The sequence below is a fragment of the Haloferula rosea genome, from assembly GCF_016595525.1.
Taxonomy (GTDB): Bacteria; Verrucomicrobiota; Verrucomicrobiia; order Verrucomicrobiales; family Akkermansiaceae; genus Haloferula; species Haloferula rosea.
The window spans coordinates 69,733-95,574 of the sequence record NZ_JAENII010000006.1 but is presented as its reverse complement, the minus strand read 5'-3'; the positions used below and the strand labels follow the sequence as shown (position 1 = coordinate 95,574).

Sequence of the window (25,842 nt, the reverse complement as noted above, 5' to 3'; positions counted from 1 at the left end):
AATTCACCAAACCACGACAATACAGATCCGTAAAACTGAGGTATTTATCTTTTTGAATAGTTTTTTATCCTTCATTCAACTTCAATCGGACCGCGAGCTTCAGCTCGCCCAGGAATCCCATGCCATGGCATAGGGAAGCCCCAAATCCCATCGACGCAGCAGATGAAACGCACCGCCATTGGCCTTCTGGGGACCACTCTCGACCGCGGGAGCTCGGCGGAGCGGTGGGACAAGTGGCGCCCCAGCGTATCGCTCTTTCAGCACGAGGATCTCCTCATCGATCGCTTCGAACTGCTCCACGACCCCTCTTCCCATGCTTTGGCTCAGAAGGTGGTGGAGGACATCCGCCTGGTGTCACCGGAGACCGAAGTCCACACCCATGAAGTCCGTTTCGGCCGCGACCCGTGGGATCTGGCCGACGTCTATGGGGCGCTCCACGATTGGGCCCGGGGCTACGAGTTCGACCGCGAGAAGGTCGACTACCTCATCCACATCACCACAGGCACACACATCGCACAGATCTCCCTCTTCCTTCTGAATGAAGCGGGGTTCCTACCGGGTCGCCTGATTCAGACCGCACCCCCACGTGGGCAGCGTCGCAAGGATTTGGGAGCTCCCGGGCGCTACTCGCTGATCGACCTCGATCTCTCGAAATACGACGACCTTAGTACCCGCTTTGCCCGGGACCTTGAGGAAACCACCGATTTTCTGAAGAGCGGCATCGCCACGCGCTCCGCGAACTTCAACCGCCTGATCGAACGAATCGAGCAGGTCGCCCTGCGCTCGAAGGCTCCGATGCTCCTGACCGGGCCCACGGGCGCGGGCAAGAGCCACCTTGCACGACGCATCTATCAACTCAGGCACCAACGCGGCGGACTCGACGGGGAATTCGTCGAGGTGAACTGTGCCACCCTGACCGGAGATACGGCGGCATCCGCCTTGTTCGGCCACCGGCGGGGTGCCTTCACCGGAGCCCAATCCGACCGCCCCGGGCTCCTCCGACAAGCCCACAAGGGACTGCTTTTCCTCGATGAAATCGGAGAGCTGGGACTCGACGAGCAAGCCAAACTGCTCCACGCGCTGGAAGAGAAGACCTTCCTCCCCGTCGGCGCGGATGCTCCGGTGAAGAGCAACTTCCAACTCATCGCCGGCACCAACCGGGATCTGCGCGACGAAGTCGCCGAGGGACGCTTCCGCGAAGACCTGCTGGCGAGGATCCACCTGTGGACCTTCTCTCTTCCAGCCCTGAAGGAGCGCCGCGAGGACATCGCGCCCAATCTTGACTACGAACTGCGCCGCTTCACCGAAAGCGACAACAGGGCGATCTCGTTCAACAAGGAGGCCCGCGAGCATTTCCTCAAGTTCGCCGAAGCTCCCGACACCCCGTGGCTCGGAAATTTCCGTGATCTGAACGCCGCCGTCACCCGCATGGCCACCCTCGCTCCACGGGGGCGAATCCGCCGTGAGGACGTCGACGAAGAAGTGATCCGGCTGCGTGAAAGTTGGTACCGCCCCAGCACGCCCCAGCACTCGGAGCAGGCCGACCTCGCGCGGTTCATCGGCGCCGCCCAACTCGAGGAGATCGACCCCTTTGACCGCGTCCAACTCGCCCACGTCGTCGCCGTCTGCCAGCGCTCCAAGTCGCTGTCCGAAGCAGGGCGCGAGCTGTTCGCCGCCACGCGCAAGAAGCGCAAGGTCACCAACGACGCCGATCGCCTGAAGAAGTATCTCGCCAAGTGGGACCTCGATTTTACGGCGCTGCAGCCCTGATTCCGCGTCCGACAAATCGAGGGGGTGGCGGTTTTGTCAGAATGAAGCCTCAGGAATCGGGCGGCCGGTCCGTTCCCGATGTGTTCTTCACACAAAATGCATCGCCAGCATGCCGCGGCTTGCGCACCATGTGAGATCTCCCGATGTCCTCTTCGCGAAAACTCTCGGTCACCTTCCATCTGACCCACGATTGCAACCTGCGCTGCCCGTATTGCTACACAGGCGCCAAGGTCGGACGGCACATGACCGACGAGGTCGCCACCAAGGCGGTCGACTTTTCACTCGCAGAAGCACGCCACCAGCAAGCCGATCATCTCGAGATCGTCTTCTTCGGCGGCGAGCCCTTGATGCGGCTCCAGCAGCTGTGCGATGTCGCCGACCAGTTTCTCGAGCGCGCCGAAGGTCTCCGACTTTCCTTCAAACTGAGCACCAACGGGCTTCTGCTCAACGAAACGACCCGGCGCGCCCTGGCGAAGCGCAAGGTGTATGTCTCCGTCAGCCTCGATGGCGATCCCGCAACCCAGGAGCAGCAGCGACCGACGCCCAATGGCCGCCCTTACGCGGACCAACTCGCACAGATGATCCCCGAGTGGCTGGAGTGGAACCCGTGCATGAATGTCACCACCGTTGTGACCCCGGCGGTGGCCGACCGCTTGGATCAATCGGTCGGTTGGCTCGTCCGCCAGGGATTTTCCTACATCTCCATCGCTCTCGACTTCTCGGCAGACTGGTCCGCAGCATCGATGGCCCGGCTGGAAAAATCCCTGAACCGCCTGGCGGAAACCTACGTCCGCTGGCATCGCGACGGACGCAAGGTCTTCGTCAGTTGCTTCGACTCCCGCATTCAATCGCATATCCGTTCGAATGAGACGCAGTGCGCCTGCTCCTTCGGTCTTCGGGAATTCTCCATCGCCCCTTCAGGCCGCTTGTATCCCTGCGTTCAGTTCGTTGGCGACGACGTCGGCGACTCGCAATACCGGATCGGCGACATCCTCACAGGGTTCGATGAAACCTCCCGCCTCTCGCTTCACCAACAGGCAAAAGGCGACAAGTCCGAATGCGGCGATTGTTCGTTGTCCGGACGCTGCAGCAAATGGTGCGCCTGCATCAACTGGACCAGCACCGGCCGACTCGACCTCGCCAGCCCGGCCCTCTGCCACTACGAACAAATGCTGATCCCGATCGCCGACCGGATCGCCACGGAATTGTTCAAGAAGCGCAATGCGCACTTCATCCACCGCCACTACAACCCGAGCTACCCGGTGCTCGATTTCGTCGAGAACCTCGTCATCGAAGAACGAACCCAAAGGGACCATGAGCGAACCACGCACGCAGCCACCACTGAAAGTTGAACCCGTCCGGCGCTATCGCCGGCCCGGCTACCCGACCAGCGAGGACTTCGATCCCGCCGTCCTGCTGGCGCACCCCTACCCCTTTTCGTCGCGCTTCCGCACATGGGTCACCACCTTTGGCGCTTCGTCCCTGCTCTGCTCATGGGTCGGCGCCGAGCCACCCGAGGCAAATGGCCTCGAGAACCCACTGACGATCGCAAAGAACGGACTACCCTACCGTTCCAGTCCCTTTGGCACCGGCATGCCGTCATACATCTCCGAAGACCTGGCCCGTCAGGTCATCGAGCGCGTCTTCCGCGAAGCCGGATACGAACTGAAGCAAGGCGAGCAGTACCGAAAGGGCGACGTCGTATTCACCACCTCCGGCTACGACCCGGGCGCCCGCGTCGGCTACGTCTGGGGCGATTGGGAAAGCCTCGACCGCCGAGATGCCATCATCGATTGGAGCACCCCGAAGCTCGGCGAAGCGGAAATCAAGAATCTGATCAAACAAGAGGCGCAGGACCCCGCTGCCTGCTCCGCCCAACTCGAAAGGTTGGCCGGGCAGCTGAAAAGGATGGATCCCGAGGGAAAACGCACCAAGGCCATCGATGAAGCGATGGCCAGGAAGAGCGTGCGAGGGAAGGCCGAAACGCTCGCCCTGATCCTCGATGAGATCCAGTCGGAGGAGGGCGATGAGCGCATCTCCCTCGAGGAAATGAAGGCACTGGAAGAGCGTAAGAACGGTGAGCACGACTTCATCGCCGTGATCAATCGCTACGACCTCCGCTTCGCGAGCCACGGATGGGACCGGGATTTGCACGAGAAGCAAATGAAGGCCAGGCAGATCGAGAACGAGGACGAGCGCCGTGCCGCACTCGAAAAGATCGAAAAGGAACACGCCGCCAAGGGACTCAAGGAACTGGAGGAAGCCGTCAGCGACTACCTCTCATGGGCACGCAGTCAGGGACTGCAGAACTGAGCTCACAGACGGGCATCTCGCGGAAATCCACCCGGTCGCGGCGTCCGGGCTTGATTGACCCGCGCAAGGCGCTTTCCTACCAGCCATGGATCTGAATGCCTTGAAGATCGCCCTCGAGGCATCGCCCGACAACATCCCGCTGCTCCTCATGGTCGCCCAAGGCCACGAGGACCAGTTCGAGCTCGAAGACGCGAAGGGCTACCTCGAACGCGTGCTCGCGCTCGAACCCGATCATGGAGCGGCACAAGTCGGCATGGCCCGCCTGCTCGACCTGAGTGGCGAAAGTTCCCAAGCCATCGTTCGCCTCGAAGCCCTGTGTGACAGCCAACCCGATCTTGCCGAAGCATGGCTGCTGCTTGCCCGGCTGGTGCTCGAGGAAGGCGACGGGCCATCCGCCCGCAAACACTACGATCGCGCGATCGAACTCAACCCCGGTCTCGCTGATCAGGAGCTCCTCAACGGAATCCTCGCCAAGGGAGGACAGAAAAAGACCGCCATGACCTCCCACGGTCCGGTCGAACTGGACGACGAGGACGAAGACCTGTTCGAAGGCATGGATGCCGTCGCGGCACGCGAACTGGACCTGGAATTCCGTGTCAAATCGGACGTCCGCTTCGACGACGTCGGCGGCATGGAAGCGGTGAAGGACGACATCCGCATGAAGATCATCCACCCGCTGAAGAACCCCGAGCTCTTCGCTTCCTATGGCAAGAAAGCGGGCGGCGGCGTGCTGCTCTACGGCCCGCCCGGATGCGGCAAGACCCTGCTCGCCCGGGCCACTGCCGGAGAAATCAACGCATCGTTTTTCAGCGTCGGTCTCCACCAGGTGCTCGACATGTACATCGGCGAGAGCGAGTCGAAGCTGCACAAGATCTTCGAACTCGCGCGCAAAGCCGCACCCTCGGTCCTGTTCTTTGATGAGATCGATGCCCTCGCCGCTGATCGGCGCGACATGCGCCAATCCGCCGGCCGCGGCATCATCAACCAATTCCTCGCCGAACTCGATGGCGCCCAGGCCGAGAATGACGGCGTGCTCGTCCTTGGTGCCACCAACGCACCCTGGCACGTCGACGGTGCCTTCATGCGTCCCGGACGCTTTGACCGACTGATCTTCGTGCCGCCGCCGGACCGCGAGGCGCGCGCTGAAATCGCAGGCATCCATGGGCGGGAGAAGCCCCTGGTCGGCTTTGACCCCGCCTCGATCGCCAAGCGCACCGAGGGGTTCTCAGGTGCCGACCTCCGCGCTGTCTTCGATCAGGCCACCGAGGCGGCCCTGAATGAAGCCATGAAGAAGGGCTCCGTCGTGCCCATCACCGGCAAGATGCTCGAAAAGGCCGCCAAGCAGGTGAAACCATCAACCCGGAAGTGGTTCGAGAGCGCCAAGAACTACGCCCTCTATGCCAACCAGAGCGGCTTCTACGACGACGTCCTGACCTACCTCGGGCTCAAGAAATGAGCAGCGGCCTCGATCACGCGCGCATCCTGCGCGAACGGCGACGCTACGAGGAAGCGATCGCCGCAGCCCGTCAGTATCTGTCCCAGCAGCCCGACGACTATCAGGGCTACCTGGAGCTGGCGCTTTGCTACTATGAACAGAGTGGATCCCTGCAGGATGCGCTCGATGCCATCGACCGCGCCATCTCGCTCAATCCGATCCACCCCGGTCTCCACGCCATCCGCTCCGGCATTCTGCACGGTCTTGACCGTTTCAAAGACGCCCTCGCCGCCGCCGACAAGGCGATCGCCCTCGATCCCGAGTTCGCGCCCGCATGGTTCTACCGCGGCAATGCACAATGCGGACTCCGTCTTCTAACCGATGCCGAGGAGTCCGCGAACAAGGCACTCGAACTCGACCCCGATCTCCAGAGCGCTTCGAACCTGCTGTCGATGATCCTGCGCATGCAGCAGCGCTTTGATGAAGCGGAGGTCAACATCTCGCGGCACCTCGAACGCGACCCCGAGGACCCGTGGACCTTCGCCACCGCCGGGTGGACCGCGTTGAACCGCGGCGACCAGGACAAGGCCCAGGAACTCTTCCGCGAAGCGCTTCGTCTGAACCCCGAGATGGAGCACGCCCGACTCGGACTGCGGGAGGCCTACAAGGCCCGCTCCCCCGTTTACCGCCTGTTCCTCAAGTGGTGCTTCTTTCTCCAGCGCTACAGCGAAAAGAACCAGTGGCTGATCATCATCGGCATCTATCTGGGCTACCGCTTCGGCGTCGTGCTTCTGCAAACCCTGCACCCGCTCGCTGCCGTGCCCCTGATAGCCGGCTACCTCCTCTTTGCGTTCGGCGGTTGGCTGGCCAGCGGTCTGGGAAACTTCCTGCTACTCAAGGACCCCCTCGCCCGACTCACACTCAACCAGCGTGAGAAACTCGACGGCCTCACGGTCGGTGGTTTTTTCTTCGGTGGACTGGCCGTTCTGGTGGTGGGCGCGTTGTTCTTCCCACTCCATGTGACCTTCCTCGGCATGGCGTTGATGGGGGCCGCCATTCCGGCCAGCCTCATCTTCGGTGAAGTTTCCGCGCTCGGTCAGAAGATCTTCATCGCCGTGACCCTGGCCGTCGTGACCTGCGCCATCGCCTCCCAGTTCCAACTCGCACCACCGGGTTCCGACTCGGTGTTCAACGCGACAGGCGGCAAACTCATGACCTTCGTCATCCTCGCCGTGGTCGGCACCTCATGGCTCGGCATGATCCCCTCGCTGCGGAAATCCGAGTCCTAGATCACTCATGTCCCTCTCATCCATTCAGTTCCTTCTTTCCCGCAATCGCCCGGAGGAAGCCGAGCGGGTTGCCCGCGGATTACTCGCCAAGGATCCGGAAGACCTGAGCATCCTGTTCTTTCTCGGTGTCGCCCTGCTGGACCAGAACAAACCGAAGCAGGCCGAAGAGGTCTTCCGTGACATCATCGGTCAGGCCCCGGAGTTCACCGACGCCTATTTCATGCTCGCCCGCTGCCTGTCCGAGCGGAGTCGACACAAGGAGGCACTCAAGGCCATCGGGACCGCCATCGAAAGCGATCCCGACGACGCAACCTACCACGGCCTCAAGGCCAGTATCCTCTTCCAACTCAACAAGCCCACCGAGGCCCTGCAGTCCGCGGAGACCGGGCTGGCGCTGGACCCCGACGACGACAGCTGCCGCTTCTACAAGAGCATCCTCCTCGGGCAAGTCGGACGTCACGAAGAGGCCGACGCCGAAGCCCACACCCTGCTCGCCGATGATCCCGATGAGGCGACCAGCCACTGCGCACGGGGCTGGGTGAAGCAACTGGCAGGAGACGCCCAGGCCGCCGAACAACATTTCATCGAAGCCCTGCGCATCGACCCCGGCCACGAAGATGCCCGCATCGGGCTCGCCGAAAGCCTGAAGATGGGAAATCCTCTGTTAGGCTGGCTCATGCGCGGACTCCTGTGGATGGGTCGGGTGCCATGGTACTACCTGCTCGCCGGCATCCTCGCCGCGTCCATGACCGGCCGTTTCCTGCGGAAATTCGAGGATCCCCTCCCCCTCCTCCTCGGCAAGGGCGTGCAGGGTCTCCTGATGCTCCTGTTCATGGTGATGATCTGCTACGTGCCGCTGTTCAACCTGGCCCTGGCTTCATCACGGAAAGGCCGTCTCGCTCTCTCCGATGACGAGAAGACCGGTCTCAAATGGGCCGTCGTCCCGCTCGTCGCAGGCTTCGTCTTCCTCGTCATCTGGGTGATGGGCGGTCTCAAGAGCATGCCATTCCTCGCCATCGCCTGCTTCTCCGTCGCCTCGCTCATCTCGGAGGTGATGGAAACCACTCGCGCCCAGGTACGCCGCTCCATGAAGGCCATCGCCCTCGTCGCAGCCGGAGTCGCCGCCTACCTGTTCGTGTTCTACTTCACCTACTTCCCCGCCATGGTCGCGGAGCTTCTCGTGGATGCCACCATCTCGGCAAGTAAGGAAGGGACCTCCCCTGGGAACAATGCTGAGCTGCTCAGCGAAACGATGCAGGAGGTCATCACCCTGCGCAAACGCTTCATCGACTACCCCACCCTCTCGCTTCTCATCGCCGCCGGCTTCCGCGTGGACATCCGCGAGTTCTTCGAGCGCCGCTCGAGCGATGCCATCGACTGAGAATCCGCAGGAAGATTGGCGCTCGGTCTCAAGTGCTGGAGCGTCGAAGGATACTCTAACGACCCAGCAACATCTTCTGGGGAACCTCGATGATATCATTGGTTCCAATCATCACCAGATCGGCCTCCTTGGCCGTTAGGTCGAATTGGTGAGCCCTGCCGTCCCGGACCAGCTTCACCCTTTTCAGGCTTCCAAACTCCGTCGCCCCTCCCGCGAACTCAATCGCCCCTCGGATGGTGGTCACCTCGCCGAGGGATACCCGTCCGGGCCGCCGCACGAATCCAACCACGGTCACGCTCGCCAGCGACGGCTGACCCCGGGTGGCCAGCGACACACTGCCCAGGGCCCGGCGTCCATTGAAGCCGGGGCCAGGAACGATCTCGAAGTCCGCCGAGCGACCCGGACGCTCGGGCCTTGGAGCTTCGGATGAAGCAACGGTGGTCACTCCATTCGATGCCTCCATGTCGCGATCGGAAAACACGACGAGTGCCGCTGCCGCCACCGTCAGTCCCATCCCAGCTGCCACGAGAAAATTCACCTCTCCAAGCAAGCACGCCCAACCGGATGATGAAAGACTTCAGAGATCATTCATCCAATTTTCACACGCCATCCCCCACAGACAACTTCTTGCCCCCTCCGAACGATTGGCTAGGGTAGGGGAACCATGAAGGTCCTTTGCTCCCTCCTGCTTCCCGTGTTGTTGCTCGCCTCCTGCGCGAGCATGGGTTCGTCAAACACCAAGCGCCTGCTCTCGGCGTCCGGCTTCCGGCCAAAGACGCCACAGAACCAGGAACAGCAGCAGATCTACGACCAGATGGAGCCCTACAAGCTCTACAGCAAGGAGATCAAGGGGAAGATGCTCTACGCCTACAAGGACCCCAAGGAAGGGCGGGTCTACATCGGTGGTCCCGAGGAAAATCAGAAGTATCAAGCCTATGCCACGCAGCAGCAGATCGCCAAGGACCAGCGGGTGGCCGCCGAGATGCAGATGGAGGCCGCCTATGGCTGGGGTGCATGGGGCCCCTACAATCCCTGGTGGTACTGATCCGCCCCAGTAGCGACCTGCCGATCCCGGTTTTCATCCCTTGCGGGATCAGCAAAGGCCTCTAGGGTCAGCATCATGAAATTCCTCGCATCCCTGTTCGCCGCCAATCTTGCCGTGGCACCTGCTGCGGATCTCGATACGATCCCGTTCAAGACGATCGGGGGCAAGGAACAGACCCTCGCGGACTACAAGGGCAAGGTCGTACTGATCGTGAACACCGCCTCGAAGTGCGGACTGACGAAACAGTACGAAACCCTCGAAACGATCTTCGACAAATACAAGGATCAGGGATTGGTCATCCTTGCCTTTCCCTGCAACGACTTCGGCAACCAAGAACCCGGAAGCCACGAAGAAATCGCCGAGTTCTGCAAAGTGAAGTTCGACGTCAGCTTCCCGCTCATGGCGAAGCTCCATGTGAAGGGAAAGGACCAGCACCCACTCTACGCCAAACTCACCGGTGATGGCGGCATTTTCCCCGGCAACGTGAAATGGAACTTCGGCAAGTTCCTGATCAACAAGAAAGGCGAGGCGATCGCACGCTTCGAGCCGCGCCAGAAGCCGGACAGCAAGGAAGTCGTCGAGGCCATCGAAAAGGCCCTCGCTCAGTAGGCCTTCCCGGCCAGCCCCTGCTCTCCGGTCTTCCTCCAGACCCGCAGCCCCAGCGCAATGGCTGTGAGGCTGAGACCGATGGTGATTCCCCACCACACCCCGACGGTGCCCCAGTCCAGCCGGAAGGCAAGCAACCACCCCAAAGGGATGGCGATGACCCAGTAGGCACCAAAGGCGAGCCACGCTGGAATCTTGACGTCATCCAGCCCGCGCAGAGACCCGGCGGAAAGCACCTGCATCGAGTCACTGAACTGAAATGCAGCGGCGACCACGAGCAGGGCTGCCGCCAGCTTCCGGGCTTCGACTTCCTGCACGAACCAACCGGCAATCACATCGTTGAAGACGAGGAAGGCCGAAGCGCTGCAGAGGACGAACACCAACCCGATCATCCAGCCGCTTACGAGGATGCGACGGAGGCGCCACAACTCTTTCGAACCCCAGGCCTCACCCATTCTCACCGTGAGCGCCATGGACAGGCCCAGCGGAATCATGAAGGAAGTCGCGGCACACGAAATGGCGATCTGGTGGGAAGCCAACGCGGCCTCGCCCATGGTGCCAATCATCAGGGCCGCAAAGACGAAGGCGCTCACCTCGGCAAGCAGCTGCATGCTGGTCGGAAACCCGATGCGAATCAGGTCGACGATAGCCTTCCGTTCCGGGCGCCGGAACCAATGATACGGCACCCACTCGCGAAGGGTCGGCGACTTCACACACCACAGGATCATCGCCGCGAACGCGACCGTTCGGGCCAGCAGGGTGGCCACCCCGGCACCTTCCAGCCCCATGGCGGGGACTCCGAATCGGCCGAAGATGAAAATCCAGTTGAGCAGGGCATTCAACAGGACGCTGCCGAAGGTGATCCAGAACATCGGCCACGGTCGGTTCATCGCATCGGCATGGTTCTTCACCGCCATGCTCGCCATCGCCGGGATCATCGAGGCGGCGACCAGCAGGAAATACCGCGGCATGGCCTCCAACACATCCGGATCCTGGCGGAAGATCCCCAAAGCCGGCAGGATCCACCAAGCCGCCAGCAAGGTCAGAACGCCGATCGTTGTGGTAATCTGAAGACCGTGCCGAAGCGCAGCGCGCGCCGCCTCCGGATTCTTCGCGCCGCGCGCCTGGGAGACGCGGATGGAAACGGCCACCGCCATGCCGATGCCGAACATCATCGGCACGTAAATCAGCGTGTTCGCAAAGGATGACGCCGCCAGTTCGGTCACCCCGACCTGCCCGATCATCAAGGTATCCACCACCCCCATCAGCATCTGCGCCAGCTGCCCGACGATCAGCGGCAAGGCCAAACGAATCGTCGCCCTACCCTCGCTGGCGAGGGTAGGCACGTCCGGCTCGTGGATGGGCGATGAAGGATTCAAGGAATCGACGGGGTTGAAGCGGCGGCGAACCTGTACTCTGCCTTCCCCACTGGCGATGGAAAAGCACCTCGATCCACCCCCGGTGAAATGCCGGACCCAACCAGCGCGTAACCGCGACGCACTTCATGAACTTCACGCCCATCCTTCTTGCCCTCTCGCTGGCTGTCACCGCCGCCCAAGCTGCCGACAAGCCGAACATCCTCGTCTTTCTCGTCGACGACATGGGGCTCATGGACACCTCCCTGCCTTTCCTCACCGATGCCAAGGGCCAGCCAGAGAAGCATCCGCTCAACGAGCTCTACCGCACGCCGAACATGGAGGATCTGGCCAGCCGCGGCATGCGCTTCGAGACCTTCTACGCCAACAGCGTCTGTTCGCCGACCCGCGTCTCGATCATGACCGGACAGAGCTCGGCACGCCACCACACGACCCAGTGGATCCGGTCGGAAGGAAACAACCGTGGTCCCCAGGGACCACCCGACTGGAAGTGGGAAGGCATCACCGAGGGCCAGCAAACGCTTGCCGGACTTCTGCAAAAGGATGGCTACCGCACCATCTACGCCGGCAAGGCCCACTTCGGACCGAACGATGCCTACGGCGAGTTTCCCGACAACTTCGGATTCGACGTGAACATCGGTGGTTGTTCATGGGGCCAGCCCGGCAGCTACTACGGCCAGGATGGCTTCGGATGGATCAAGGGAAACAAGAGCCGGGCCGTGCCGCACCTTGAGAAATACCACGGCAAGGACATCTATCTCACCGATGCCCTGACCCTCGAAATGAACGCCGCCATCAAGAAGGCCGTGGAAGACGAGGAGCCCTTCTTCGCCTACATGGCCTACTACGGCCTGCACGCCCCGTTCATGCCGAACGAGCGCTACGCCGGGAACTACGCCGACGCCGACATCCCGAAGAACGCCAAGGCCTTCGCCACCATGGTGGAAAGCATGGACGCCTCCGTGGGCGAAATCCTCAAGCAACTCGACACCCTGGGCGTGGCTGAGGACACGCTGGTCCTTTTCCTCGGCGACAACGGAAGCGATGCCCCGCTCGGCAAGACCCACACCATCGCCAGCTCCGCCCCGCTGCGTGGCAAGAAGGGAACCCACTACGAAGGTGGCATGCGCGTCCCGTTCATCGCCGCCTGGGCCAAACAGGATGCGGACAACCCATCCCAGAAAAAGCTGCCCATCACCCGTGGCACCATCACCACCGAAATGGGGACCATCCACGACATCTTTCCCACCGTGCTCGAACTCGTCGGCGTCGACTACGAATCCCCGATCGACGGAGACAATCTGGCACCCGCCCTCAACGGCGGCACGTTTGACGGCAAGCGCGACTTCCTCATGCACTTTCCCCACAGCCACCGCAGCAGCTACTACACCGTTTACCGCCTGGGTGACTGGAAGCTCGTCTACCACTACAACAAGCCGGCGGGCCAACGCTGCGAACTCTTCAACCTCGCCAAGGACCCGACCGAAGCCGACAACAAGGCCAAGACCCAGCCCGAGGTGCTGGGCCGCATGATCCAGGCCATGTCCAAGGAGCTCGAAGGCGCTGGTGCTCAATACCCGGTGGACAAGAAGGACCCGACCATCGAGTTGAAACCGGTCGCTCCCTGACCCGGCGCGAACCCACCGCCGTGCTCAGCCCGCCACGGCGCGCTGACAGAAGTTCCGTCGCTCCGGCCATCCCTCGTTTGACTCCATCCCTCCCCTCAGTCCATCTTCCTCCCACCCGCAGCGGGTCGCCCTAATCCCATCCGCCATTCCGGCCCGTGGAGGAAACCAACGACATCAAAGACCACCTGAGCACCCAGGCCTGGAGCGAGCGCTTCGAGGACGAGGTGCTGCTCGTGGGAACCAAGCTCAAGGGCAAGGTGCGGGCACTGCAGGCCGAGCTCATCGATGACGACAACCTGAGCCTCCGCGCCGATGTCCATGGCGAGGCCTGCGAGGTGTCCTACTGGAGAAATGGTAGCACCTGGGACTTCGAGTCCACCTGCGCTTGTGAAGTGCAGTCCTACTGCCCGCACGCCGTCGCCCTGCTGACCGTCGCCTCCAAGCCCGCCAAGCTTCGCGACCTCTTCAGTGAGAAAGCCCGAGTTGCCCCCGCCTCGGAATCAGTCGCGCCCATCGAGCCGGAAGTCCATGACGTCAGCTTCCACCTCCAGGTCTGCCGGGAACCGACCGACTCCAAGGTCGTGCGCCTCCTGCTCCAGGCCCTGAAGATCCACGACTCGGGGGAGTGGGTTGTCGCCCGTCCATTCGCCATCTACGGGAAACACCGGGTCCCACTTGGCGGCAAGCCGGGCCTCACCGAGCACCGGATCTCCGATGATGTCATCATTCGACGCGACAGCGCCGCCGAGATGAATGCCATCATGCAACTCCAGCAGATCGGACTGGCATCACTCGGATCCCACGCCCAATTCCGATTCCTCCTCGCCCTCGAGGGAAAATCGGCGGACACGAAATCCGACTCGCTCAACCCCCAGTCACTCTGGTTCCCGAACCCCGGACACGGCCCGCTGGAACACTTCTGGCCGTGGCTCCGGACCACCGGAGAAAGACAACTCGCCTCCAGTGGCTGGACCCTCGAGTTCGATGAAGACGTCGGCCATGAAGTGATTCACGTCGATCCCGACGCCTTCAAATACACCCTGGTCGACGACGGCAGCGGCAGTTGGTTTCACCTGTCCGTGGGCTTCGATGTCGCCGGCAAACAACTGGACCTGCTCCCCATCCTCGCCCAACTCCTCGATCAGGGCGCGGATGAGGTCTCGCTCGAATTTCCCGCCGAGGGAGACATCCTCCACCATCTTGACGACGGTCGGGCCATGCGGCTCCCCGCCGACCGACTCCGCCGCATCCTCAAGCAGTTCTCCGCCCTGATCGACCCGCGGCGTTTCAAAGGGTCGAAACTCCAGCTCCACCCACTCGATGCCGCCACACTCGTGCAGGCCGACCCGGAAAAGTTCTCACCACCGGAGAAGCTGACCAAGCTCATCGATTCTCTCGTCACCGGACAAAAGGAGGGAGATCACGAAATCGAGGAGCCGGCAGGCCTGCAGGCCGAACTGCGCGACTACCAGCAGATCGGATTTCAATGGATGCAGTTCCTCGCCCGCCATGAGCTCCACGGCATCCTCGCCGACGACATGGGGCTGGGAAAAACCCTCCAGACCATCACCCACATTCTGGTCGAGAAGGAATCCGGACGCTCGCAAAAACGTCCCGCCCTGGTCATCGCCCCCACCTCCGTCGTGCCGAACTGGTATGCCGAGATCAAGCGCTTCGCACCCTCCCTCTCGGTCCTCATTCTCGACGGCCCCCAGCGGAAGAAATACTTCCGCTCCATCCCCCACGCCGACGTCATCCTGACCTCCTTCGCGCTGCTTCAGCGGGACATCGATAAACTACGAGAGTATTCGTACCACCTGGCCATCCTCGATGAGGCCCAGTACATCAAGAACCCGTCGGCCAAGGTCGCCCAGGCCGCCTGCAAGCTCGAGGCCCGCCACCGGCTCTGCCTTTCCGGCACCCCGGTGGAGAACCACCTCGGCGAGCTCTGGAGCCTGATGCGCTTCCTCATGCCCGGATTCCTCGGAGGCCAGGAGGATTTCAAGCGGCGCTTCCGCAAGCCCATCGAGGACGAGGGCGACACGGATCGCCAGCTCGCGCTGAAGGAACGCGTGGCCCCGCTCATCCTGCGCCGAACGAAGGACCAGGTCGCCAAGGAACTTCCCCCGAAGACCATCCTCGTCCACCCCATCGACCTCAATACCAGCCAGAAGGATCTCTACGAAACCGTGCGGGCGACGATGGACAAACGCGTGCGCCAGGCCATCGCCATCAAAGGCCTCGAAGGCTCCCGCATGCTTTTCCTTGAGGCCCTGCTCAAGCTCCGCCAGATCTGCTGCGAGCCGAAGCTACTCAAGTTCGAGAACGAATCGAAGATCGAGGCCGACGCCGCCGGATCAGCCAAGCTCGACTACCTCGCCGACCTGCTCGACACCCTCGTCGAAGAAGGGCGGCGCATCCTGCTGTTCTCGCAGTTCACCTCGATGCTCGACATCATCGCCGCCCACCTCAAGCAGCGGAAAATCCGCTACCTGATGCTCACCGGCGGCTCGAAGAACCGGGGCGAGCTGGTCGAGAAGTTCCAGCAAGGCGAGACCCCGCTCTTCCTCATCTCACTGAAGGCCGGCGGCACCGGTCTCAACCTGACCGCCGCCGACACCGTCATCCACTACGACCCCTGGTGGAACCCCGCGGCCGAAGCCCAGGCCACCGACCGCGCCTACCGCATCGGCCAGAAGAACCCGGTCTTCGTCCACAAGCTCATCTGCCAGGGCACCGTCGAGGAAAGGATCCACCAGCTGCAGCAGAAGAAATCCGAGCTCGCCGACGCCCTCCTCGCGGATGCCGCCAAGGCCGCCGCCCCCGACCAACAAACCCTCTCCGCCCTCCTCGCGCCGCTGGGCTGAGTTGAGGAGCGCGGCTTTCCAAGCCGCTTCATCATGCCGGCTCCCTACGCGGAAAGTCTTGAAGCTCTTCCCCGTCCACTCCGCTAGAACGGCCAGAACTTCGGGATCAGAACCGTCGCCGTCGCCCAGAGGATCAGGTTCAGCGGAACACCCACTTTCAGGAAATCACTGAACTTGTAGCCGCCCGCACCGTACACGTAGGTGTTCGTCTGGTATCCGATCGGCGTGATGAAACTCGCGCTCGCTCCGAACATCACCGCGACGATGAAGGGTCGCGGATCGACGTTGAGCGATGCCGCGATCGAGATGACGATGGGTGTCAGAATGATCGCCACCGCGTTGTTGGTGACGATCTCGGTCATCAATGACGCGAGCAGGTAGATCGCCGCCAGCACGAAGACAGGACCCAGGTCGGAGCTCATCGCCACCACCTGGTTCGCGATCAATTCCGCGCCGCCGGTTTTCTCCATCGCCACACCGATCCCCAGCATGCCGTAGATCAGGAAAAGGATATTCCACTCGATGCTGCGGTAGGCCTCCCGCACTTCGACGCAACCGAGCAGCACCACCGTGACCGCCGCGATCAAGGCGGCGCTGGTGATCGACATGGCTCCCACGGCCGCCAGCAGGATCGCCAATCCCAAAGCACCGATGGCCACCAGAATCTTCGACTTCCTCGGAGTCTTCACCACGCTCTCATTGAGACTCAGGAAGTCATCCTCGGCACGCAGTTGGGAAAGCCCATGGACCGGGCCTTCAAGAAGAAGCGTATCCCCAAAGGCCAGACTGAGATCCTGATATCCCTCGCTCAGGTTCACCCCCTTCCGATGCACCGCCATCACCACGACGCCATACTTGCGCCGCATGTTCGAACCGCGGACCGTCTTCCCGATGAGCTTGCTGTGGCTTCCGATGATTGCTTCCACCGTCATCACCTCGGTCCCACCATCCTTCTCCCCGATCTTCTCGGGAAGCAGCACCAGACCCTCCGTCGCCCTCATCTCCGCCAGGACCTTCGACGTCGCCCGAAACCAAAGCACGTCCCTCTCTTCGATCACCAGCGCATCCAGGGGAATGTCATCGACCCGCTGGCCGCGACGGTTCACCTGATAGACCACGACCTTCTTCCGATCCGCGAAAGCCGCCACATCGAGAAGTCGCTGACCGATCAGGTCAGAGCCCGCTGCAATCTCTGCCGCGCTGCTGAATCGCCGCGTGTCCTCGGCATCGAGCAGACTGCTCACCGTATCGCGATTCGGCAGCAGGCGATGACCGATGAAGTAGAGATAGAGGAAGCCGATCGCCGCATAGATCAGACCCAGTCCACTGATCTCAAAGATGCTGAAGGCGGGTTGGCCGACGTTGCTTGCGACTCCCGCGACCAGCAGGTTGGTCGAAGTACCGATCAGCGTGGTGGTGCCGCCGAGGATGCTGAGGAAGGAAAGAGGGATGAGCAGCTTGCTCGCACGAATTCCCGTCGACCGTGAGTAGGCCATCAGAACCGGCAGGAAAACCACCACCACCGGCGTGTTGTTGAGGAAGGCCGAGAGCGGCATCACGATCAACGCCAGGATCAAGACCGCCCGCAAAAGGGACGAACCCGCCCACTTGGCGAACTTTCCCGCGAGCCAATCGATCGCACCCGTCCGAGTCAGCGCTTCGCTCAAAACAAACATCGCTCCAATCGTCATCGGAGCCGCATTGCTGAAGACCTTTCCGAGATCCTTCTCATCGAGCACGCCGACGGCCAGCAGCACACACATCCCACCCAGTGCCGCCATGTCGACCGGCAGCCACTCACGCATGAAAATCAGAAAGACCGCCCCGAGCACCGCGAAGGTCACCAGCATGTCGATCGCTTGCGGAGTCATGGTAGGAGAATTGAACCAGCAGCGAACTTAATGCCACCATCTCCATGGGAATCAAGGAGGACCGGAAGGGAAAAGCACGCCTCCTTCGCGAGCTGGCGCTTCCCCCCTCAGCCCAAGTCCAGCGCTCCGCCGGCGCACAGGTCGGCGTTCCCGAAGCTGTCCAGCGGCTGGCCCATGGCTTCGGCGACCGTTAGCCAGAGCCGGTTGTGGGCAACGAAGTTCCGCTTGTTCCCCTGCTTTGCCTTGCCTTCGTGCTTGGGCGTCTGGGCGAAATCGAGGCTGCGACCCATCCGAATGCCGGGGGCCCCGCCAATCATCAGGAAGGGAATGTCGTTGAGCGTGTGGCTGTTCCCTTTCCCGAGTTCGTTGAGCCAGATCACCAGGGTGTGATCGAGCATGCTGCCATCGGCGCCGGGTTCCGGGGTGTCGTGGAGACGCCGGACAAGGTAAGCCAGCTCGCCGGCAAACCAGCGGTTGATACGGATCAGCTTTTCGCGTGAGTCCTTGTTGCCGTCCGGTTCGTGGGACAAGCCGTGGTGACCTTCCTGCACGTCGAGCCAGTGCATCCGCGCCTGCCCCACCGAGCGCATGAACTGCAGAGTGCCGATCCGCGTCATGTCATTCGCCATCGCGCTGACCAGCAGATCGATCTGCATGCGGCTGAGTTCCGGCGTGTTGTCATTCACCAGCTCGACCGCCGGGTCGATCTCGGGAACCGGGTGGATCAGCTCCTTCTGTCCGGCCTGGGAAAGTTCAACCTCCATCTCGCGGACCAAGGTCAGGTGCTGGTCGAGCATCTCGCGATCTTCGGAGCTCAGCTTGCGGGCGACCCGGCCGATGTCGTCCTTCACGCCATCGACGATGCCCAGCAGGGTCTCCTTGTCCTTCGCGTCGCCATACAGTTTGGCCAACATCTGTTCAGGATCCGAGATCGGCGCCAGCGGCTTGTCAGCCCCGGCATAGCACATTCGCGTCCACGGGTCGGCCCGGTTCGGCACCGCCACGCCAAACTCAATCGAGCCGAAACGGGTGCGGGTGACTTCGTTCTTCTGCAGGCGGTTTTTCAGCTCCTGATCGATCGAGATGCCTCCGGCCCAGCCGGCCGGAGTATTGCCACCCCCCTGGATGTTTCCAGGCAGGAGTTCGGTGCCGGTCAACAGGCAGCTCATGCCGCGCATATGGCCATCACCATCACCACGGATCTTGTTGGCGATGCCGCGCAGCGCGAGGGTGCGGTCACGAAAGTCCTCGAGCGGCTCCAGGATCCGTTTGAAGCTCAGGGAATCCTCGGAGATCTCAGGCCAGAACTCCTCGGGAATCGTGCCATTCGGCGAAAACATCACGATCAAACGCTGTTTCGCGGGTGCCGCTCCGGAGTCTTTTCCAAGCAGGCTCGGCAAACCACCGACAAAGGGAGCCAGCGCCGCCGAGACTCCGAGGTCGCGAAGGAAATTACGTCGATCGTAGTATTTCATGGCAGATTACTGGGTATTCGCATGCAGGGATTTCGTCGCATCGGCCGGATGCTGCGCGGAGCTGGAGTCACCGCTCCCGAGCGCCGCCACCTTGGCGATGGCCACGCAGAGCTCGCGGATATTGAAATCAGAGTCCCGGAACCTACGATAAAGGTGCTCGTCGGCATCGCGACCATAACTCGCCATGCCGTGCTTGACCAAATGGTGGAACATCTGGCGAACAAAGGCACGGTGGGCGATCGGACTGGAAGCGGCGAACTCGGCGACATCGCGCGCTCCACGGAGGCGGATCCGGTCACCGGTTTCGGGCAGGAAATCACTGCTCGCATCAATGGCCCGACCTCCGTCCTTCGCCCGCCAGCGGCCGATCGCATCGTAGTGCTCGAGGCTGAATCCCAACGGGTTGATCGTCGAATGGCAGGCCATGCACGACTTGTCGCGGGTCAACTCCGAGACCTTCTCCCGCATCGTCATGGTTGGATCGAAGTCGGCATCCTTGAAGGCAGTCGCTTCGGGCGGAGGCTTGAGCTGCTGGCCGACGATGTTGCGGGTCAGGAAGACTCCCCGGTGAATCGGCGAGGTGTTGTCGTGATATGCGAGGGTAGCCAGAAGGTAGGGATGGGTGATCACGCCGGTGCGCTTCCGGGAATCAAAGGCCACCTTCTGAAACCCTCCCTGCGTGGGCTGTTCCCCGTAGACCTTGGCCAGCCGCGGATTGAGCATCAAGTAATCCGCGAGTAGTAGTTGGCGGAAATCGGAGGACTCGCTCCAGACGATCTCATCGAGAAACAACTCCAGCGAAATTCTCAGGTCCGCCATCAACTGCTCATCGAAGCCGGGAAAACGCTCATGGTCCTTCGACACATCCTCCGCCCGATCCATTTCCAACCAATGGTGGAAGAAGCCTCGCACCTTCAGTCGAGCACGAGGGTCGTCGAGCATCCGCCGAGCCTGTCGCTCGATCGCCTGCGGAGAATCAAGCTGCCGCTTGGCCGCCGCTTTCGCCAGAGCCTCGTCGGGAACGGAATCCCACAACACCAAAGCCAAGCGTGCCGCCGTCTCCCTGGACTCCCCGCCCTCGCCCTGCGGCAGTTCGGGATAGAGGAACTCCGGCGAGGTCAGTGCCCGCACCACCACCGGCCGCAATGCAGGAATTACACCATCCGCACGATTGATCGGCCCCTCGAGGAAGCTTTTCTGCTCGTCCGAGTCGAGCGGTCGACGCAGCGCGGCTTCGACAAAGCGTCCCAAAAACTCGCGCACCTTCCGGTCGCGGTCCTTGGCCCCCGCCTTGGTTTTTGCCAATCGGTTCAGGTTGGCCTCGACGAAATCCGCAGCTTCGATCGCCCCGCGATTCACCGCCAGCAGCCAGTCCTTCGAGATCCCGCTGCCACGCTCGTATCCATAGCTCGCATCGTCGGCCGGAAACGATGTCGTCACCACCGCCACCGGCGGGGACCAGACCGAATAAAGGAAGCGCTTGGGAATCCTTTCGAGCGCGCCATGCGGCGTCTTCCACAGCACCTCGGTCGTCGCGTGCTGATCCTTGGGCGAAACCACCGTCTCGAAGTGCAAGGCATAGGGACGTCCGCCGACCAACTCCACCCGGACCCCTGCTTCGCGGATGTCTTTCCCGGACGCCACCCAGCGGTCGAGCACCGCGAGTTGGGAATGGTCCTGGTTGACCCGCAGGCGGAAACCATTGGCACTGCGCACGACAAACTCGTAGCTGCCCGTCTCTTCGGCCAGGATCGAACCTGAAAGATTCACCGTGATGTCGGAACGGGTGGTGATCGGCTCCTCACCGATCATCTCGCGGACATTGAAGGTCAGATCCTCACCCGAGCGTTCGAATTGGTGCCGCTTCACGTTGGTGAACTTGTTCTTCCCGGCACTGTCCTCATGCAGGCCACTGGCCTTGAAGCTCAGTCCACGTTTCTCGGGCAGCAGGCGGCCGTGTCCACCCATGAAGCGACCCACCACATCGGCCACCGATTGCTTGAACTGCGGGGCCGTGAGCCGCACCAGATCGCGGCGGGGCGGATTCAAGCCCGCCCTCGCCTGGGGCGAGTAGAATGCCTGATGAATGTAGGCCGCCACCGCCGCCGCATCGTCATCCACGCACAAATGCTCCTCATCCTCCGGCATCGTGCGGTGGATTCGACGAGCCAGTGCCTCGACCGATTTCTCACCGTACAGGGGGTCCACGAACTCCTCGTCGTTCCCCTCACCATTCGCCCCGTGGCACTCGACGCAGAGTTTCTGATAAATCTGACGCCCATGATGCTGCCCAGAGGGCTCCGCCACGGCACTACCCGCACAGGCGAGCCACACCGGCCAGAGCTTCATGGGTCGTACGATGAAAGGAAGGGACATCACGGGCTGAATCCTATCTACCGCTAGGACGGCGGTGAACTTTCGCGGCGATGGATGGCGGAGATCGTCCGGCCTCGCACGCCAGCGTCATTCAAGCCGCTTCGTCATGCCACCTCAATCATCCACGCCGTGCATCACGGCCTCGACCATGCGCAGCGCCTCACGGTTCGGCCGCACGTCATGCACGCGGTGGATGCGCGCCCCGCTCTCACGGGTCCACGCCGTCAGCGCCACGGTCGGCCACTCCCGGTCCTCCATCCGGTCACTCTCCAACAGCTTCCCGATGAAGCTCTTCCGCGACAAGCCGATCAGAAGCGGACGGTCGCCGACCTGCAACCCCTCCAGCCCGCGGATCAACTGCAGGTTGTGCTCGAGTGATTTCCCGAAACCAATCCCGGGATCAAATGCCACGCACTCCGGATCCATGCCTGCCTCCAGGAAACACTGAAGCCGCTCGGCAAAGTAGTCGCGAAGCTCGGCAACCACATCTTCGTAAACCGGAGCCATCTGCATGGTTCGCGGTTCGCCCTGCATGTGCATGGCCACCACGCCGCATCCCGAGTCCACGCACACCCCGATCATCTCCGGATCCCGCAAACCACTGACGTCATTGACGATATCCGCCCCGGCCTCCAGCGCCGCGCGGGCGACTCCGGGCTTCATCGTATCGATGGAAATCAAGCCATCCCAATCCGACCGCAGCGCTTCGATCACCGGCACCACCCGCCCGATCTCCGCCTCCAATCCGACGGGTTCCGCCCCGGGCCGGGTCGACTCGCCACCCACGTCGATGATGTCCGCCCCCTCGGCAATCAGCCGCTGCGCCTGGACCTGCGCCGCCTCGGGACCGGCGTGCCTGCCCCCGTCCGAAAACGAATCCGGGGTGACATTGAGAATCCCCATGATCATGCCTCGGGTGCTGAGATCGTGGGACGATTGACGGGTTTTCCAGCGCATCGGGACCCCGGAAATGGCGTCTTGCGCCCCCTCAAGCCAAGTCCTAATCTCCGCCCGCCCATGATCCGTCCGATTTTTGCACTCATCCTGACTCTCGCGATGATCCCTGCAGCCCACTGTCAGGGCATCCCCGGCGTGGACATCGAAGGACCCTTCGTCCGCGTGAAGCGCAACGAAGACGGCACCCGAACCGTGTTCGAGCGCGGAAACGACAAACGCACGCTCGAGAAGACGACCACCACCGCGGCCGGCAATGTCACCATGAAGACGATCTACCGCATGGATGACAAAGGGAACCCGCTGAAGTGCGACATCTACGACGGCCTCGGCAACAAGCTCTACAAAACCAGCTTCGGCTATAGCAAACGCCCCGGACCCACTTTCGGAAAACTCGTGCAGGAACTCCTCTACGACGTCCGGGTGAAGCGCTATTTCCCAGGCACGAAGAAGGAGAAACCCGTCCATATGTTCGTTTACCGCTACAACGCGGACGGCACCGCCCAGCTTCCCGTCGGCATCACCCTGATCAAGGGAAAGACAGCGGAGGAAATCTTCGGCCGCAAAGTCGACTCCCAAGTCATCCCCGATCTCAACGAGCTTGAGGAAGTGGATCCGGCCAACCCGAATTCGCGCCCCGTCGGGCGCTGAGTCCATGAATCCGAAAGCTCTGCTCCCCATCCTGCTGGGTGGTGCGCTCGGCGCAGCCGGCCTCCTGCAGGGTCTGCAGTGGAAAAACGCCGCGGCGACCGGTCGCAGCGAGGAAATGGCGGCGGAACTGCAAACGCTGCGCGAGGAAATCGAGCTTCTCGAACGGGAAAACGAGAGCCTTCGTTCGCTCGCGCAGGGCGGAGGCGAACTCAGCGTCCCGCCGACCCTGATCGAGTTCGCCGAGAGCGTGATCGGGCTGGATTTCCGCAGTAGCCCGATGGTCCACCAGGTCGCCGGCGAAGAACTCGCCGACCGCATCACGGCGGCCATCGAATCCCGCTTCCCACCGAACAGCCTGGACCACCGGCAGCAAGCATGGTCCGCCATCGGCCTGCTCAACCCCAACGACCGCTACGCCGCCCAGCTCGCCGTGACCCGGAGCCTCGGAGCCCGCTCATGGTTCGATGACCAGACGGGCGAAGCCTGGGTGACCGACCGCTTCGACACCAACAGCATCCCGGACCAGGCTGCCCTGCTCCGGGCCTTGGCACGCATCCTCCTCCACCAGCACTACCCACCACCTGCGGGATATCTCGGGGACGATGCCGACCGCGCCCGCACTGCCCTGCATCACGGTGCCGCCATGGCCGTCGAGAACCGCTTCCTCGCCCGTCAGGCCCTCGGCCGTGGATTCACGGGCAGCATGGACGACGGCGGAGCCAGCCGCGAGCTCCTCGCCAGTCTCCCCGTGTTCATTCGCGGACTTGCCACCTTCCCTTCCCAGCTTGGGCTGCCACGTGCCAACCGCCTGATGGAGCAGGAGGAATTGCTCGGCACCCTGCATGAGCCACCCGTGCTCACCGCCACCTATTTCCCCGATCAGGAAGACCTCGAAATCACCCTGCCCGTGCTCCCCGAGCAGGCAGGCGAGCAAGTCCTGCAGGAATCCCTGGGCATGCTCGGGCTGCAACTCTGGCTGGCCACCCTCGACCCCGAGTGGGCCGATCTCGCGACCGCCTGGCGTGGTGACCGATTCACCCTGCAGGCACGCAGTGACACCCAACTCGACCTCCTCTGGCACGTCCAGCTCGCCGACGAAGCGAGCGCCACCCGGATCCTCGAAGCCGCCCGGACGATGATTGGCGTGATCGCCGGGCTCGACGAAGACCCGGCCGCCGGCGAATTCACCGCCACCCCCGACGGACGACGCATGCAGGTCGAGCAGATCGGCCCCACCCTCATTCAGTTCCGGAACCTCGGCCCCGGAGACGAGTAATGGATGTCCTCGCCCTCGCCACGACCTTCTTTCTGGTCTTCGACCCATTCGGGAACGTCGCCGTATTCCACAGCATCCTGTCCCGGCTGCCCGAGGAGCGCCGGCGCCGTGTCCTGATCCGCGAAATGCTCATCGCGCTGGCGATCATGATGCTCTTCCTGTTCGGCGGCGAACGCATCCTCGGCTTCCTCCAGCTCGAGCCTGCCACCCTGAGCATCTCCGGGGGCATCATCCTGTTTCTCATCGCGATGGGCATGCTTTTCCCCGCCCGCTCCCTGATGACCGAGGCCTCGGACGACGAACCCTTCATCGTGCCGATGGCCATCCCCATGTTCGCCGGACCCTCCGCCATCGCCCTCGTCCTCCTCACCACCACCAAATACCCGGACCAATGGCCAATGATCGCAGTGGCCCTGATCGCAGCATGGGCCGTCTCCGCCGCCATTTTGATCGCTTCTCCCCTCCTGATGCGATTCCTTGGCGCTAAGGGGACTAGGGCACTTGAGCGACTGATGGGGCTCATCCTTATCCTCGTTGCCGTTCAGATGTTCCTCGACGGAGTGGCCGTCTACCAAGCATCCTTGTCCTCGTGAGCGCACGACGTGTCATCTTCGAAGGCCGGGTCCAAGGGGTCGGCTTCCGCTATACCTGCAAGGATCTCGCCAAGGGCTTCGAGGTCGTGGGAACCGTGCGCAATCTGACCGATGGCACGGTCGAAATGGAAGTGGGTGGCGAATCCGGCGAAGTCGAAGCCTTCATCAACGAGATCGCCGAAGAAAGCTCCGTGGCCCACAACATCAAGGGCATGCACGTCACCAACATCCCACCACTCGATGGGGTGAAGGGCTTCACGATCGAGCGCTAGCTGGGGTGAACTGGCTTTTTCTCTGTTCCAGAAACAAGCTCCGAAGCCCCACCGCGGAAGCCGTCTTTGCCGATCACCCGGGGATTGAAACCGATTCCGCCGGCCTCAGCGCGGATGCCGATGTCGTCCTCGAGGCCGACCAAGTCGCGTGGGCCGACCTCATTCTCGTCATGGAGCCCATCCACCGCAAACGACTCCAGTCGCGCTTCGGCTCCATGCTGGCCAACAAGCGGGTCGTCGTCCTCGGCATCCCCGACCACTATTCCTACATGGACCCCAAGCTCGTCGACCGCCTGCAGCGCGAATGCCGCCGTTACTTGCCCTGATCAATCTGTCCCGGGCAACTCCGTCTGCCCCCGAACCCAGCCCAGATAGCCCTCACTCCCCGCCCCCACGGGCAGAGCGATGACCTCCGGGACCTCATACGGGTGAAGCTCGAGAATCATCGCCTCGAGACGATCGTATGCCGCGCGCGTGGTCTTGATCACACCCAACGCCTCAGAGTCCTCGTGGATCTTGCCCTCCCAGCGATAAATCGACGTCGCCCCCGGGATCACATTCACACAGGCCGCCGCTTGCTTTTCGACCAGAGCCGCGCCAATCTGTCGCGCTTCCTTTTCACTGGGAAAGCTACATAACACCACGAGCACCTCGTTTTTCATGC

At 62.3% G+C, this 25,842-nt stretch carries 22 protein-coding genes; 15 read left to right on the top strand and 7 right to left on the bottom strand.

The features are described from left to right. Positions 1-162: 162 nt before the first annotated feature. The 6 genes from rtcR (at position 163) to JIN81_RS09540 (ending at position 8,188) form a co-directional block, all read left to right on the top strand. Positions 163-1,770 (top strand): RNA repair transcriptional activator RtcR, encoded by a 1,608-nt coding sequence (gene rtcR / locus JIN81_RS09565; RefSeq protein WP_200278720.1) that lies wholly within the window; start codon positions 163-165, stop codon positions 1,768-1,770. A 143-nt stretch (positions 1,771-1,913) separates the two neighbouring features. Then, entirely contained in the window at positions 1,914-3,122 is a 1,209-nt protein-coding gene (locus JIN81_RS09560) for a radical SAM/SPASM domain-containing protein (RefSeq protein ID WP_200278719.1), read from the top strand. Further along, positions 3,085-4,083 (top strand): hypothetical protein, encoded by a 999-nt coding sequence (locus tag JIN81_RS09555; RefSeq protein ID WP_200278718.1) that lies wholly within the window; start codon positions 3,085-3,087, stop codon positions 4,081-4,083. The genes JIN81_RS09560 and JIN81_RS09555 overlap by 38 nt, the downstream gene beginning before the upstream one ends. 85 nt (positions 4,084-4,168) lie before the next feature. Continuing rightward, positions 4,169-5,539: an ATP-binding protein gene (locus tag JIN81_RS09550; RefSeq protein WP_200278717.1), complete on the top strand. Its 1,371-nt coding sequence runs from the start codon at positions 4,169-4,171 to the stop codon at positions 5,537-5,539. After that, a complete protein-coding gene (locus tag JIN81_RS09545; RefSeq protein ID WP_200278716.1) occupies positions 5,536-6,807 on the top strand; it encodes a tetratricopeptide repeat protein in 1,272 nt (423 codons plus the stop codon). Before JIN81_RS09550 ends, JIN81_RS09545 begins: the two co-directional genes overlap by 4 nt. 7 nt (positions 6,808-6,814) lie before the next feature. Beyond that, the gene (locus JIN81_RS09540; protein ID WP_200278715.1) at positions 6,815-8,188 is read left to right on the top strand and encodes a tetratricopeptide repeat protein; all 1,374 of its coding nucleotides are present in this window, start codon (positions 6,815-6,817) and stop codon (positions 8,186-8,188) included. Positions 8,189-8,243: 55 nt separating this feature from the next. Here JIN81_RS09540 and JIN81_RS09535 read toward each other — a convergent pair whose 3' ends face one another. After that, positions 8,244-8,726: an SLBB domain-containing protein gene (locus JIN81_RS09535; protein ID WP_325100867.1), complete on the bottom strand. Its 483-nt coding sequence runs from the start codon at positions 8,724-8,726 to the stop codon at positions 8,244-8,246. Between the two features lie 126 nt (positions 8,727-8,852). Here JIN81_RS09535 and JIN81_RS09530 point away from each other — a divergent pair, with 126 nt between their 5' ends. Next, positions 8,853-9,233 (top strand): hypothetical protein, encoded by a 381-nt coding sequence (locus tag JIN81_RS09530; protein WP_200278713.1) that lies wholly within the window; start codon positions 8,853-8,855, stop codon positions 9,231-9,233. 75 nt (positions 9,234-9,308) lie between these two features. Further along, positions 9,309-9,842 (top strand): glutathione peroxidase, encoded by a 534-nt coding sequence (locus JIN81_RS09525; protein WP_200278712.1) that lies wholly within the window; start codon positions 9,309-9,311, stop codon positions 9,840-9,842. Here JIN81_RS09525 and JIN81_RS09520 read toward each other — a convergent pair. After that, the gene (locus JIN81_RS09520) at positions 9,836-11,218 is read right to left on the bottom strand and encodes an MATE family efflux transporter (protein ID WP_200278711.1); all 1,383 of its coding nucleotides are present in this window, start codon (positions 11,216-11,218) and stop codon (positions 9,836-9,838) included. The genes JIN81_RS09525 and JIN81_RS09520 overlap by 7 nt on opposite strands. 125 nt (positions 11,219-11,343) lie before the next feature. Between JIN81_RS09520 and JIN81_RS09515 the strand changes: the two genes are divergently transcribed. Both JIN81_RS09515 and JIN81_RS19455 read left to right on the top strand, forming a co-directional pair. Beyond that, positions 11,344-12,843 carry a sulfatase gene (locus tag JIN81_RS09515; RefSeq protein WP_200278710.1) on the top strand — a complete coding sequence of 500 codons (1,500 nt, stop codon included), beginning with the start codon at positions 11,344-11,346 and terminating at the stop codon, positions 12,841-12,843. 155 nt (positions 12,844-12,998) lie between these two features. Then, positions 12,999-15,710 (top strand): DEAD/DEAH box helicase, encoded by a 2,712-nt coding sequence (locus JIN81_RS19455; protein WP_200278709.1) that lies wholly within the window; start codon positions 12,999-13,001, stop codon positions 15,708-15,710. An 83-nt stretch (positions 15,711-15,793) separates the two neighbouring features. Here the strand turns inward: JIN81_RS19455 and JIN81_RS09505 are convergent, their stop codons facing one another. The 4 genes from JIN81_RS09505 to folP all read right to left on the bottom strand — a co-directional run bounded on the left by JIN81_RS09505 (position 15,794) and on the right by folP (position 22,335). Continuing rightward, positions 15,794-17,581, bottom strand: a complete 1,788-nt coding sequence (locus tag JIN81_RS09505) for an SLC13 family permease (RefSeq protein WP_200278708.1) — start codon at positions 17,579-17,581, stop codon at positions 15,794-15,796. Positions 17,582-17,688: 107 nt separating this feature from the next. Further along, entirely contained in the window at positions 17,689-19,056 is a 1,368-nt protein-coding gene (locus JIN81_RS09500; RefSeq protein WP_200278707.1) for a DUF1552 domain-containing protein, read from the bottom strand. Between the two features lie 6 nt (positions 19,057-19,062). Beyond that, positions 19,063-21,405: a DUF1592 domain-containing protein gene (locus JIN81_RS09495; RefSeq protein ID WP_200278706.1), complete on the bottom strand. Its 2,343-nt coding sequence runs from the start codon at positions 21,403-21,405 to the stop codon at positions 19,063-19,065. A 141-nt stretch (positions 21,406-21,546) separates the two neighbouring features. Continuing rightward, the gene (gene folP, locus JIN81_RS09490) at positions 21,547-22,335 is read right to left on the bottom strand and encodes a dihydropteroate synthase (RefSeq protein ID WP_234044643.1); all 789 of its coding nucleotides are present in this window, start codon (positions 22,333-22,335) and stop codon (positions 21,547-21,549) included. A gap of 114 nt (positions 22,336-22,449) precedes the next feature. On the opposite strand from folP, the gene JIN81_RS09485 reads away from it, so the two are divergent. From JIN81_RS09485 to JIN81_RS09465, 5 genes are read left to right on the top strand one after another with little or no spacing between them, the layout of a single operon-like run. Then, complete coding sequence (locus tag JIN81_RS09485) at positions 22,450-23,037, top strand: hypothetical protein (RefSeq protein WP_200278704.1); 588 nt, start codon at positions 22,450-22,452, stop codon at positions 23,035-23,037. A 4-nt stretch (positions 23,038-23,041) separates the two neighbouring features. After that, positions 23,042-24,313: a hypothetical protein gene (locus JIN81_RS09480; protein WP_200278703.1), complete on the top strand. Its 1,272-nt coding sequence runs from the start codon at positions 23,042-23,044 to the stop codon at positions 24,311-24,313. Beyond that, positions 24,313-24,906: a YhgN family NAAT transporter gene (locus tag JIN81_RS09475; RefSeq protein ID WP_200278702.1), complete on the top strand. Its 594-nt coding sequence runs from the start codon at positions 24,313-24,315 to the stop codon at positions 24,904-24,906. The genes JIN81_RS09480 and JIN81_RS09475 overlap by 1 nt, the downstream gene beginning before the upstream one ends. Next, positions 24,903-25,178 carry an acylphosphatase gene (locus JIN81_RS09470; protein ID WP_200278701.1) on the top strand — a complete coding sequence of 92 codons (276 nt, stop codon included), beginning with the start codon at positions 24,903-24,905 and terminating at the stop codon, positions 25,176-25,178. Before JIN81_RS09475 ends, JIN81_RS09470 begins: the two co-directional genes overlap by 4 nt. A gap of 5 nt (positions 25,179-25,183) precedes the next feature. Beyond that, positions 25,184-25,504 (top strand): low molecular weight protein tyrosine phosphatase family protein, encoded by a 321-nt coding sequence (locus tag JIN81_RS09465; protein WP_200278700.1) that lies wholly within the window; start codon positions 25,184-25,186, stop codon positions 25,502-25,504. On the opposite strand, the gene cutA is transcribed toward JIN81_RS09465, so the two are convergent. Next, entirely contained in the window at positions 25,505-25,840 is a 336-nt protein-coding gene (gene cutA / locus JIN81_RS09460; RefSeq protein ID WP_200278699.1) for a divalent-cation tolerance protein CutA, read from the bottom strand. It lies immediately after the preceding gene. Between the last annotated feature and the right edge of the window lie 2 nt (positions 25,841-25,842).

What these genes read in the sequence shown, in the direction of transcription:
- cutA (WP_200278699.1), bottom strand. Translation starts at nt 25,840, where the DNA reads ATGAAAAACGAGGTGCTCGTGGTGTTATGTAGCTTTCCCAGTGAAAAG.
- JIN81_RS09495 (WP_200278706.1), bottom strand. Translation starts at nt 21,405, where the DNA reads ATGAAGCTCTGGCCGGTGTGGCTCGCCTGTGCGGGTAGTGCCGTGGCG.
- JIN81_RS09500 (WP_200278707.1), bottom strand. Translation starts at nt 19,056, where the DNA reads ATGAAATACTACGATCGACGTAATTTCCTTCGCGACCTCGGAGTCTCG.
- JIN81_RS09540 (WP_200278715.1), top strand. Translation starts at nt 6,815, where the DNA reads ATGTCCCTCTCATCCATTCAGTTCCTTCTTTCCCGCAATCGCCCGGAG.
- JIN81_RS09550 (WP_200278717.1), top strand. Translation starts at nt 4,169, where the DNA reads ATGGATCTGAATGCCTTGAAGATCGCCCTCGAGGCATCGCCCGACAAC.
- JIN81_RS09515 (WP_200278710.1), top strand. Translation starts at nt 11,344, where the DNA reads ATGAACTTCACGCCCATCCTTCTTGCCCTCTCGCTGGCTGTCACCGCC.
- JIN81_RS09480 (WP_200278703.1), top strand. Translation starts at nt 23,042, where the DNA reads ATGAATCCGAAAGCTCTGCTCCCCATCCTGCTGGGTGGTGCGCTCGGC.
- JIN81_RS09525 (WP_200278712.1), top strand. Translation starts at nt 9,309, where the DNA reads ATGAAATTCCTCGCATCCCTGTTCGCCGCCAATCTTGCCGTGGCACCT.
- JIN81_RS09505 (WP_200278708.1), bottom strand. Translation starts at nt 17,581, where the DNA reads ATGACTCCGCAAGCGATCGACATGCTGGTGACCTTCGCGGTGCTCGGG.
- rtcR (WP_200278720.1), top strand. Translation starts at nt 163, where the DNA reads ATGAAACGCACCGCCATTGGCCTTCTGGGGACCACTCTCGACCGCGGG.
- JIN81_RS09545 (WP_200278716.1), top strand. Translation starts at nt 5,536, where the DNA reads ATGAGCAGCGGCCTCGATCACGCGCGCATCCTGCGCGAACGGCGACGC.
- JIN81_RS09530 (WP_200278713.1), top strand. Translation starts at nt 8,853, where the DNA reads ATGAAGGTCCTTTGCTCCCTCCTGCTTCCCGTGTTGTTGCTCGCCTCC.
- folP (WP_234044643.1), bottom strand. Translation starts at nt 22,335, where the DNA reads ATGGGGATTCTCAATGTCACCCCGGATTCGTTTTCGGACGGGGGCAGG.
- JIN81_RS09485 (WP_200278704.1), top strand. Translation starts at nt 22,450, where the DNA reads ATGATCCGTCCGATTTTTGCACTCATCCTGACTCTCGCGATGATCCCT.
- JIN81_RS09560 (WP_200278719.1), top strand. Translation starts at nt 1,914, where the DNA reads ATGTCCTCTTCGCGAAAACTCTCGGTCACCTTCCATCTGACCCACGAT.
- JIN81_RS09555 (WP_200278718.1), top strand. Translation starts at nt 3,085, where the DNA reads ATGAGCGAACCACGCACGCAGCCACCACTGAAAGTTGAACCCGTCCGG.
- JIN81_RS09475 (WP_200278702.1), top strand. Translation starts at nt 24,313, where the DNA reads ATGGATGTCCTCGCCCTCGCCACGACCTTCTTTCTGGTCTTCGACCCA.